General features: G+C 49.6%; 7 protein-coding genes. All 7 read left to right on the top strand.

All coding sequences use genetic code 11. The annotated features are described in order from the left end of the window. Nucleotides 1–228 precede the first annotated feature (228 nt). The 7 genes from H8S65_RS17540 (at nucleotide 229) to H8S65_RS17510 (ending at nucleotide 11,528) form a co-directional block, all read left to right on the top strand. Nucleotides 229–1,116, top strand: coding sequence for a LysR family transcriptional regulator (locus H8S65_RS17540; protein WP_186931156.1), 888 nt, complete (start codon nucleotides 229–231; stop codon nucleotides 1,114–1,116). A 104-nt stretch (nucleotides 1,117–1,220) separates the two neighbouring features. Continuing rightward, nucleotides 1,221–2,267: a YeiH family protein gene (locus H8S65_RS17535; RefSeq protein ID WP_186931155.1), complete on the top strand. Its 1,047-nt coding sequence runs from the start codon at nucleotides 1,221–1,223 to the stop codon at nucleotides 2,265–2,267. Nucleotides 2,268–2,347: 80 nt separating this feature from the next. Further along, a complete protein-coding gene (locus H8S65_RS17530; protein ID WP_186931154.1) occupies nucleotides 2,348–4,693 on the top strand; it encodes a transglycosylase domain-containing protein in 2,346 nt (781 codons plus the stop codon). 171 nt (nucleotides 4,694–4,864) lie between these two features. Next, a complete protein-coding gene (locus H8S65_RS17525) occupies nucleotides 4,865–6,427 on the top strand; it encodes a glycerol-3-phosphate dehydrogenase/oxidase (RefSeq protein ID WP_186931153.1) in 1,563 nt (520 codons plus the stop codon). Nucleotides 6,428–6,448: 21 nt separating this feature from the next. Further along, nucleotides 6,449–7,951, top strand: coding sequence for a glycerol kinase GlpK (gene glpK, locus H8S65_RS17520; protein WP_186931152.1), 1,503 nt, complete (start codon nucleotides 6,449–6,451; stop codon nucleotides 7,949–7,951). A gap of 31 nt (nucleotides 7,952–7,982) precedes the next feature. Beyond that, on the top strand, nucleotides 7,983–8,720 hold the full coding sequence (locus H8S65_RS17515; protein WP_186931151.1) for an MIP/aquaporin family protein: 738 nt from the start codon (nucleotides 7,983–7,985) through the stop codon (nucleotides 8,718–8,720). Between the two features lie 9 nt (nucleotides 8,721–8,729). Continuing rightward, nucleotides 8,730–11,528 carry a polysaccharide lyase family 8 super-sandwich domain-containing protein gene (locus H8S65_RS17510; RefSeq protein ID WP_186931150.1) on the top strand — a complete coding sequence of 933 codons (2,799 nt, stop codon included), beginning with the start codon at nucleotides 8,730–8,732 and terminating at the stop codon, nucleotides 11,526–11,528. The last annotated feature ends 1 nt before the right edge of the window (nucleotide 11,529 follow it).

Raw genomic sequence — 11,529 nt, 5'->3', positions numbered from 1 at the left:
ACCGAAGGATTTGTCAACAAATTAAAGATGATTAAAAGAATGTGTTATGGACGAGCAAGCATAGAACTTCTCAAAAGAATGATGATTTGTGTATAAGGCAGCAAATGTGAACAAGACCCATCCGATTTAGATGGGGTAGTAGTGACATTTTTGTATCTTTGTAATCGTCATGAAACATTTGCCAGAAAATACGTTAATGAGTTTGGTAAAGTAAAAAGTAATATATTTATGGATTTCCGTTTGAAAGTATTTCACAGTGTGGCCACGAATTTGAGCTTTACGAAGGCTTCAAAAGAGTTGTTTATCAGTCAACCTGCCATCAGCAAGCATATTCACGAGTTGGAGGTGCAGTATAAGACACCCTTGTTCGACCGGGTCGGAAGCCGTATCGAACTGACCCATGCAGGCGAATTGTTGCTGTCGCATACGAAACAGTTGCTTTCTGCTTACCGGCAGATGGATTTCGAGATGAACCTGCTGACGGATAATTTTAGCGGGGAGTTGAGGTTGGGAGCCAGTACGACTATCTCGCAATATGTGCTTCCTCCCGTTCTTTCCTCTTTTATAAAAAAATTTCCGGAGATTAAAATCTCTTTGCAGAATGGAAACAGCCGCGACATAGAACAGGCTTTGAGAGAAGGGAAAATCACTCTCGGACTGGTGGAAGGGACCGCCCATCAGAGCACGCTTCATTATACCCCCTTTATGAAAGACGAACTGGTTGTCGTGACACATACGGGGAGTTCACTGGCTGTTTACGACGAGATTACGATCGAGCAGCTAAGTACGTTGCCGCTTGTCCTCCGTGAGAACGGATCGGGGACTCTCGACGTGGTGGAGGCTGCTTTGGCGGAGCATCAAGTCAAATTGTCACAACTGAACGTATTGTTGCAAATGGGAAGTACCGAGAGTATAAAATTGTTTTTGGAGAACTCTGACGCGTTAGGAATTGTTTCTATTCGTGCCGTGACCCGTGAACTGATGTCCGGACGGCTGAAGGTGATCGATGTGGAAGGGTTCCATGCCGAGCGGATGTTTGCCTTTGCCGAGCCACAGGGACAGAACGGGGGAGTGGAAGAAAGTTTTATCCGTTATGCTCGCCAAGCCTGGCAATAACCTGATGTTATACTCCATAAAAACTTATTAGGGCAGGGAGTAGTGAAAAAACTTTACTTTTGCGTCGGTTTTGAAAAAGTAATGGATTTTAAACTTAATTGAATATGTTTAGCGAAAAAAGGAGTAACGTACTTCATGGTGTCCTGTTGATAACCCTCTTCTCATGCTCTGCTTTTTATATTGCGGAGTTTCCCTTTGTCAAAAATCTTTCTTTCAGTCCGCTGATTGTCGGAATCATATTAGGCATGATCTATGCGAACAGTTTGCGTAACCATTTGCCGGAGACTTGGGTTCCTGGTATCCTGTTCTGCACGAAACAGGTTTTGCGTGCAGGTATCGTGTTGTATGGTTTCAGGCTGACATTCCAGAGTGTGGTGGCGATCGGGCTTCATGCCATCCTGATCGATGTGATCATCGTAGCCGCTACGATCTTTATAGGCATGTTTGTGGGACGTCTGCTAAAGATGGACCGTGATCTTGCCCTTTTGACTTCGACCGGTAGTGCCATTTGCGGAGCTGCTGCCGTGCTGGGAGCCGAACCGGTGGTGAAGGGCGAGCCGCATAAAACAGCTGTTGCCGTTTCGACGGTCGTTATTTTCGGGACTTTGTCCATGTTTCTCTATCCGGCCATGTATCGTGCCGGCATTCTGGACCTGTCACCTGAGCAGATGGGGCTCTACACGGGGTCTACGCTTCATGAGGTGGCGCATGTGGTTGGCGCTGGTAATGCAATGGGGAAAGAAATTTCGGACTCTGCCATTATCGTGAAGATGATCCGTGTCATGATGCTGGCGCCGGTGCTGGTGATAATGAGTTTTGTTTTGGCACGTACGGCTGTGAAAGCGGTTTCCAACGGGGTGAAAGGAATAGGGAATGAGGTTGGCAAACGGGGGAAGATCACGATCCCCTGGTTCGCTTTCGGTTTCCTGGCTGTGATCGGTTTCAACTCCTTTGACCTGTTGCCTCATACGGTTGTGGACGGAATCAATAATATAGATACGTTTATGTTGACGATGGCGATGACGGCGTTGGGGACGGAAACCAGCATCGAGAAGTTTAAAAAAGCCGGGGCGAAGCCTTTTGTCTTGGCGGCAGTATTGTATATCTGGTTGTTAGGTGGCGGCTATTTATTGGCGAAGTATTTGGTTTAACATAAATTGCTTGATACAGTGGTGAAGGAGTGTCTTATAAATTATTACCTTTGTGCCCAAAACAAGAAAGATAGAGAAAAGTGGCTTCAAAGATAACAAAAGGTATTATAATTTCGTTCTGGGTGCTGTTTGCCATAGCAGTAGGTGCTGTAGTTTTATTGTTTTCAGCAATAGCCAAAGGCTCGATAGGCTATATGCCTCCGGTCGAGCAGCTTGAAAATCCGATTGATAAATACGCTTCACAGGTAATCTCTTCCGATGGAAAGACACTTGCTACTTATGCCCATAGTCAGGACAATCGTATTTTCGTCAACTATAACGACCTTTCGCCGGATTTGGTGAAGGCATTGATTGCAACCGAAGATGTCCGCTTTGCAGAGCATAGCGGAATCGACGCGCAGGGCTTGTTCCGGGCGGTTGTGAAACGTGGGATCCTGATGCAGAAAAGTGGCGGTGGCGGTAGTACCATTACGCAGCAGTTGGCTAAACAGCTTTTCTCGCCGAGTGCGGACAATGTGATGGAGCGTTTATTCCAGAAACCGATCGAATGGGTGATTGCCGTACAGTTGGAGCGTTTCTATACGAAGGAAGAGATTATCAATATGTATTTGAACAAGTTCGACTTCCTTTACAATGCAGTCGGAATACAATCGGCTGCCCGTGTTTATTTCGGGAAAACCCCCAAGACATTGAAGATAGAGGAAGCCGCTACGCTGGTCGGGATGTGTAAGAACCCTTCTTATTTCAATCCTGTGCGGCATAACGACCGGACGCGCGGACGCCGGAACACGGTTCTGGAACAAATGTTGAAAGCCGGTTACATCACGCAGGCCGAATGCGATTCTCTGAAAAAATTGCCTCTTACCATACATTTCAACCGTATGGACCATAAAGACGGTCTGGCGCCTTATTTCCGTGAATTCCTGCGTCTGACCCTGACGGCTAAAAAGCCCGAACGCAAAAATTACAGGGGATGGCAGATGCAACAGTTCAAAGAGGACTCGGTAGCTTGGGAAACAAACCCGATGTATGGCTGGTGCAACAAGAACAAGAAGCCGGACGGAGAGTTTTATAACTTGTACACGGATGGATTGAAAATCTATACGACGATCGATTCCCGTATGCAGAAATATGCCGAAGATGCTGTTCGTGAACATATCGGGGAGTATTTGCAGCCCGCTTTCTTCAAAGAAAAGAAAGGTAAGAGCTATGCTCCGTTCTCACGTGATTTGCGGCAAGGTGAAGTCGATACGATCTTTATGCGTGCGATGCATCAGACCGACCGCTATCGCGCGATGAAAAAAGGCGGGGCGAGTGAAAAAGAGATAAAAGCAGCTTTCGACAAACCTGTCGAAATGCGTGTATTCAGTTGGAACGGGGCGATCGATACGATCATGTCGCCGATGGATTCGATCCGTTATCATAAGAGTTTCCTGCGTACCGGATTTATGTCGATGGACCCGCGTACCGGCCATGTAAAGGCTTATGTGGGAGGTATCGATTATAATGATTTCCAGTACGACATGGTAAATGGCGGACGTCGCCAGATCGGTTCTACTATCAAGCCCTTCCTTTATTCGCTGGCGATGATCGAGGGAATCAGCCCTTGCGACGAGATGCTGCATGTGCAACAACGGCTGACCGATGAGAATGGCAGGCTTTGGGAACCCCGTAATGCGAATAAGAAACTGATAGGCGAGATGGTTTCCGTACAGTGGGGGTTGCAGAACTCGGACAACTGGGTGACTGCCTGGTTGATGAGCCAGTTATCTCCTTATACGTTCGTCCGTCTGCTCCATTCGTTCGGTTTGAAGAACGAGATGGACCCGGTGATTTCGATTTGTCTGGGTACTCCGGATGTGTCGGTGGGCGAAATGGTAAGTGGCTATACGACATTTGCCAATAAAGGAATACGTGTCGAACCGTTGTATGTGACCCGTATAGAAGATATGTCAGGAAATACGATTGCCAACTTCAATCCCCAGATGAGCGAGGTGCTGACGGAAGATGCTTCCTATAAAATGCTCCACATGTTGAAGAATGTAATAGATGGCGGTACTGGTAGCCGTGTCCGCTTCCGTTATGGCATCAAGGCGCCGATGGGAGGAAAGACTGGTACGACACAGAATAACTCCGACGGTTGGTTTATGGGCTTTACGCCGAGCTTAGTGTCCGGAGTATGGGTCGGAGGCGAAGACCGCTCCATCCACTTCGACCGGATGTCGGAAGGACAGGGGGCCAGTATGGCTTTGCCGATCTATGGGCTTTATATGCAGAAGGTCTATGCGGACAAAACGTTAGGCTATTCGCAGGAAGAAGATTTCGAGATCCCCGAACAATATCAGAATCCGTGTAAGATGACGACCGAAGAGGAACGGAAGCAAACGCCGACAGATGTGGGTGGCATCGATAAGATGTTTGAGTAAAGGGCAGGTTTGCCTTTGAGTGCAATGAATAAAATGCATGGTTGTGGAATTGTCATTCCATGCCCATGCATTTCTTTTTTTATGCCCGTGTGTTTCTTTTTCATGGTGGTGGAACCATAATCGGAATTTATTTGTTAGATTTGTAAGTGTTAACTTTTAATGACGCGGGATATGGAACGGGAATCTATTATTTCTCAATTGTATGACAAAGGCAAGATCTTTGATTTTGTCGTGATTGGCGGCGGCGCTACCGGTCTGGGTGTGGCGCTCGATGCTGTGACCCGCGGATACAGTGTGGCTTTGTTTGAGCGCTCGGACTTTACGAAGGGAACTTCCAGCCGGAGTACGAAACTGGTGCATGGAGGTGTCCGTTATCTGGCACAAGGCGATATCGCTTTGGTTCGTGAAGCGCTTCGTGAGCGGGGTTTGCTCCGGCATAATGCTCCCCATTTAGTGAAAGACCAACTTTTCCTGATCCCTTGCTACCGTTGGTGGGAGGGGCCTTTTTATACGATCGGTCTGGTTCTTTATGATCTGATGGCGCGTGGTCTCAGTCTCGGAAGATCTGTCTGTATCGGTCCTAAACGTGTGAGCCGGACAGTCCCGATGCTTCGCCGCGAGGGAATGACAGCGGGTGTGCTTTATCATGACGGACAGTTTGACGATTCACGCCTGGCCATTAACCTCGTCCGTACGGCGGTCGATGCCGGTGCATGTGTCTTGAATTATATGAATGTAATCTCTCTCCTGAAAGAAGAAGGTCAAATTTCCGGTGTGCAGGTCCGCGACGAAGAAACGGGTACGGTCTATTCCGTGCAAGCCCGTTCCGTGATCAATGCAACAGGTGTTTTTGCCGATGATATCCTGCAGATGGACAAGCCGGGCAATCGCCCCACCGTACGTCCCAGCCAGGGAGTGCATCTGATTTTAGATGCTTCTTTCCTGGAGAGCGATTGTGCCGTGATGATCCCGAAGACATCCGACGGGCGCGTGCTCTTTGCCGTCCCCTGGCATAATAAAGTTGTGGTCGGCACGACCGACACGTTGATGGAGCATGCCGGGACGGAACCGGTCGCACTCGAACAGGAAATACAATTTATACTCGATACCGCAGGGAAGTACCTGGCACGGGCTCCCCGGCGAAGCGATGTGCTTTCCGTATTTGCAGGTCTCCGTCCGCTTGCTGCTCCCCGTAATGAAGGTAAGAAAACAAAGGAGATATCCAGGAGCCATAAACTGATTCGTGAAAAATCCGGTTTAATAACGATTATCGGGGGAAAATGGACAACATATAGGAAGATGGCACAGGACACGTTGGACTATGCGATCCGTTATATGCATATCCCGACACGGGAGTGTGTGACGGAGCATTATCCTGTCCATGGTTCCCGGCCGAATCCTGACTTCTCCGATCCGTTGTATGTATACGGGACGGATGCGGATGAGATACGGACTTTAACGGCTTCCTCGCCGGAGATGGGCGAAAGGCTGCATCCCCAATATGCTTTTACCAAAGGAGAGGTCACCTGGATCGTCCGGAACGAAATGGCACGGACACTGGAGGATGTCTTGGCGCGCCGGTTGCGTATACTCTTTATGGACGCACGTGCCGCGATGCAAATGGCTCCTGCCGTGGTCGCTATTTTAGCAAAAGAACGGCGGAAGGACGAAACATGGCAGGCCGCCCAGCTTAAAGACTTCGGCCGGGTAGCTTCAAATTATATATTGAATTGATAACCTAATGAAACAAAAAATATGAATTTCAGAAATAAATACGTGCTGGCTATCGACCAGGGCACGACCTCTTCGAGAGCCATCCTTTTCAGCCATCAGGGTAATATCATTACGTTGGCGCAGAAAACATTCCAGCAGTATTTCCCTAAGCCCGGCTGGGTGGAGCATGATCCGAACGAAATCTGGTACACACAGTCGTCAGCCATCAAAGAAGCGATGGCAAAAGCCGATGTGACGGATGCACATATAGCTTGCATCGGCATTGCCAACCAGCGCGAAACGACGATCATATGGGACCGTGAGACCGGTTTTCCGGTCTATAACGCCATCGTCTGGCAGGACCGGCGTACGGCAGACTATTGCGAAGACCTGAAAGCAAAAGGCTATGCTTCCCTGATCCAGCAAAAGACGGGATTGGTGATCGATGCTTATTTCTCCGCAACGAAGATACGTTGGATTCTGGATCATGTGAAAGGAGTCCGGGAACGTGCCGAGCGTGGGGAACTTTGTTTCGGTACGGTCGATTCCTGGCTGGTCTGGAAACTGACCCGCGGAACCGAATTTATTACGGATATAACGAATGCCTCCCGTACGATGTTGTTCAATATCCATACGCAGGAATGGGATAAGGAACTGCTCGACCTTTTCCAAATCCCGGCATCCATGATGCCTGAAGTGAAGAGCAGCAGCGAGGTATATTGCGAGACTTCCACCCCTATATTTAAGACCGGCATCCCTGTTTCGGGAATGGCGGGTGACCAGCAAGCCGCCCTGTTCGGCCAACTGTGTACGGACATCGGCATGATCAAGACGACATACGGGACAGGATGCTTTATGATCCTGAATACCGGGAGCAAGCCTGTTTTGTCTCAAAATAACCTGCTGACGACGATTGCCTGGAAGCTGGACGGCAAAGTGACGTATGCGCTGGAAGGAAGTGTCTTTGTCGGAGGTGCGGTCGTTCAATGGCTGCGTGATGAATTAGGGTTGATACAGAGTGCTGCTGTCACGGAGCAATTGGCTAATTCCGTTCCGGATAATGGCGGTGTCTATTTTGTGCCTGCATTGACCGGGCTGGGCGCTCCTTACTGGGATCAGTATGCCCGTGGCGCCATCATCGGGATCACACGCGGGACGAGCGCCGCCCATCTGACCCGTGCCGCCCTGGAAGGCATTTGTTACCAGGTCTATGATGTTTTGATGGCGATGGAGAACGACATACATGCCAAGCCGAAAGAGATACGCGTGGATGGCGGAGCGATCGCCAATAACTTCCTGATGCAGTTCCAGGCGGATATCTGCCGTTGTCCGGTGGTTCGTCCGCGTGTCCTCGAAACAACGGCACTCGGAGCCGCCTATCTGGCAGGACTTGCGATCGGGTACTGGAAAGATGTGGATGAATTGAAAGACCAGTGGTCCTTGGATAATATCTTTAGCGCCGAAATGCATGAAGAAACGGCGGATGCTTTGCTTGCCGAATGGCACAAGGCGGTGGGGAGAAGTTTGAACTGGGCAGCGGAGTAATTGGCAATTTATAAATCATAAATCTGATATCATGACACCATTTATAGCGGAATTTTTGGGAACCATGCTTCTGATCCTGATGGGAGGAGGCGTTGTGGCGAATGTGTGCCTGAGTAAGACGAAAGGGCACGGTGCAGGCTGGATGGCTATTACGACAGCCTGGGCTTTGGGCGTGTTTATAGGAGTGGTGGTGGCAGGCCCGTATAGCGGGGCGCATCTGAATCCGGCCGTTTCCATCGGGTTGGCTATCGGAGGCACTTTCCCCTGGTGCGACGTGTGTCAATATATTGTCGCTCAAATGTTAGGTGCGGCTTTAGGCGCGCTTTTGGTCTGGCTTGTCTATAAAGATCATTTTGAGGTGACGGATGATCCGGATGCGATGTTAGGTGTGTTTTGCACCAGTCCGGCGATAAAGAGTCCGGCTATTAATTTTCTGACGGAGGCAGTCGGTACGTTTGCCCTGATGTTTGTCGTGTTCTATATCACGGGCGGCGAGCTTTCTTTGAAGGATAGCAACAGCACGTTACCGATCGGGCTGGGCTCTGTAGGGGCATTGCCGGTGGCATTTACCGTTTGGGTGATCGGGTTGTCGCTGGGCGGCCCGACCGGCTATGCGATCAATCCGGCCCGTGACCTGGCTCCCCGTTGCATGCACGCACTATTGCCGATAAAAGGGAAAGGCGGTAGCCAGTGGGGATACGCCTGGATTCCCGTTCTGGGACCGGTTGCCGGGGCAGCCTTAGCTGCTATGTTGTATTATATTCTATAATTATATACCATGAATTTACGAAATAAGGTTTCTCTGCTTGTATTCTCTTTTGTGACGATTCCCTTGTTTGCACAAACACCGCAACAGGAATTGGAACGGCTTCAGCAAAACTATATCCGGTCTTTTATATCGAATGACGAACAGACCGCTTCTCTGGTCGAACTTTTGTCCGGCATACAACCTGAAACGGAGATCTCGGACCAGGTCGTTGTCGAGCTTCACCAGCGTTATCCCTTTAACGTCGAAAAGATAACGGATTATATCGAAACGATCCGGGAAGACGGTTCCTGGCCGGATATTAACTATAATGACCAGAAACGTTCGGGCTGGTCTGTCAAGGAACACGCCGACCGTGTCCTGGAACTCGCCAAGCTCTACAGGGCGGAAGAAGGCGATTGCCATTGGGGGCCGAAGCTCGAAGCTGTCATTCACCAGGCGTTTGGCTATTGGTTCCGGGAAAAACCGGTATGCAAGAACTGGTGGTACAATCAGATCGGCATTCCTAAAACATTGGGGCCTGCTTTCTTGCTGATGAAAGACCGGTTGGACCCGGAGGAAAAGGATGCCGCCGTCGAAGTGATGGAAAATGCCAAGTTCGGCATGACCGGGCAGAATAAAGTATGGCTTGCAGGGAATGTGCTGATACGCGGATTGTTGCAAGACGATTTCGAACTGGTGAAGGCAGCCCGTGATACGATTGTTTCCGAAATTACGACCGGGATGCAGGAAGGGATCAAGAGCGACTGGAGCTTCCACCAACACGGTCCTCAGCAACAATTCGGCAACTACGGGTTGGCTTTCCTGACGGAGATGAGTGCCTATTCCGGCCTGTTTGCGGGAACCGTTTTTGCACTGAACGAGGAGCAGCAGGGCATCTTGAATGCTTTTCTCCTGAACGGTTACCGCTGGATTGTCTGGAAAGGATATATGGATGTCAATGCACTGGACCGGCAACTGTTCCATAGCGCACAGATTCATAAGGCGTTCAGCCTGGCCTTTGCGACAAACGCCCTGATGCGGGGCAGTTCCGGAGATGATATCCGGCAGATGAACGAATTCCTGCAGGATAACTATGCGCCGGAGAGAAAAGGGAGTGGTTTCACCGGACATAAGCATTTCTGGGATTCCGACCAGACCGTTCATCGCTCTTCCGGCTGGATGGCTTCGGTCAAGATGGCTTCCGACCGGGTGATCGGTACGGAATTGGTGAACGAAGATAACCTGAAAGGATTTTATATGGGCGACGGTGCTCTGTACACCTATTGCCGGGGCGACGAATATCTGAATATTTTCCCCTTCTGGGACTGGCGCAAGATTCCGGGCATCACCTCTTATGAGAGCGAAGCTCCCGTACCCGCCTTTTTCCACTATGGAGCGCATGTGCGAAACAAGACAGCCTTTGTCGGGGGCGTGACGGACGGACAGACCGGAATGACGGCAATGATCCTGGACCGGGATGGTTTGCATGCGCATAAGTCCTGGATCTTTACCCGTGATTATGTCCTTTGCCTTGGAGCCGGGATTCATTCGGATAGCACTTTGGCGGTTACGACTTCCATCGACCAACGGGTGAAACACGGCGATTTGCTTCGTTATGCCGATGGCGACTGGTTGCCGGTACAAGGAAAGTATGTTTCTTCCGCGGAAAAACTATGTTTCTTCCATGATAACACTGGGTATATCTTGTTGCAACCCTCCGCATGTGTGGCTATCTCGGAAAAGCGTTCCGGTCGCTGGTGCGACTTTATGGGGTCGTACGCTCCTAAAACGGTGGAAGGCGAGATTGTCAGTCTATATATCGATCATGGAAAAAAAGATAATGCCGGTTATCAATATCTGATCCTCCCGGCTTCCACTGCCGAAAAAACGGCCGCTTTCCCGGTGCAGGATATACAAGTGATCCGTAACGATCAAGCGGTCCAGGCGGTTGCCGTCGGCGACTGCTTTTATGTGACGGCTTATGAGCCGCAGATGCTGGACCTGCAGAAAGATTTGCAGGTCGATATACAGACACCGGGCATTTATATGTTCCGTCCGCATAACGGCAACTGGCAGATCGAAGCAGCTGATCCGACTCATAAACAACGTTTTTTGTCACTTAAAATGAACGGGCAGGATGTAAAGATCGTCTTCCCTCCCTGCCATGAACCGGGGAAAAGCATTTCCGTGCAGCCGTTTATCAGTGCTCCTTTTGTCAAGGGGATCAATGTGGATGGAAAACATGACGATTGGAAAATCGCTCCGGTTGTAACAGGGCTGACCGCTCCCTGGGATGGGGCGAAGAAAGACGAAACCGCTTTTTATGTCTGTCACGATAAGAAGAATCTCTATTTCCTGTATGTAGTGTCTGATACGACTTTGGTCTATAATGAAGAGAAGACGGAAGCCTCTGTCGGCAATGGCGACCGGATCGAGTTTTTCATGAGCAAGGACCCGGAGATGAAGACCTACTATTGTGCAGAGATCGACCCGCAAGGGAAAGTGATGGATTATGAAGCGCATAACTATCGTAAGTTTGATTTTAACTGGAACTTCAAGGATCTGAAGCTGGCAACCTATGTCGGCAAAGACTCCTACCGCGTGGAAGGTTCTATTTCGTTGAAGTCGCTAAAAGAATTAGGTTTGATCTCTCCGGACGGCGAGATCCGCATGGGTGTTTACCGGGCCGATTATTTCGGTGATGCCAAAGACAGCGTGATCTGGTCGTCCTGGATCGTCCCTGATGCTGCCGAACCGGACTTCCATATCCCGTCTTCTTTGGGAATATTGAAATTGGAGAATTTCGTACCTTTGTCACAACTAAAATAAA

Origin of the sequence: Parabacteroides hominis, from assembly GCF_014287585.1 — a bacterium.
In the GTDB taxonomy this organism is placed as follows: domain Bacteria; phylum Bacteroidota; class Bacteroidia; order Bacteroidales; family Tannerellaceae; genus Parabacteroides; species Parabacteroides hominis.
Note: the sequence above shows the minus strand (reverse complement) of the source record. Positions and strands in the feature narration are given on the sequence as shown.

Excerpts from the sequence above, each read along its gene's own strand:
- H8S65_RS17540 (WP_186931156.1), top strand. The coding sequence starts at position 229 with ATGGATTTCCGTTTGAAAGTATTTCACAGTGTGGCCACGAATTTGAGC.
- H8S65_RS17535 (WP_186931155.1), top strand. The coding sequence starts at position 1,221 with ATGTTTAGCGAAAAAAGGAGTAACGTACTTCATGGTGTCCTGTTGATA.
- H8S65_RS17525 (WP_186931153.1), top strand. The coding sequence starts at position 4,865 with ATGGAACGGGAATCTATTATTTCTCAATTGTATGACAAAGGCAAGATC.
- glpK (WP_186931152.1), top strand. The coding sequence starts at position 6,449 with ATGAATTTCAGAAATAAATACGTGCTGGCTATCGACCAGGGCACGACC.
- H8S65_RS17515 (WP_186931151.1), top strand. The coding sequence starts at position 7,983 with ATGACACCATTTATAGCGGAATTTTTGGGAACCATGCTTCTGATCCTG.
- H8S65_RS17510 (WP_186931150.1), top strand. The coding sequence starts at position 8,730 with ATGAATTTACGAAATAAGGTTTCTCTGCTTGTATTCTCTTTTGTGACG.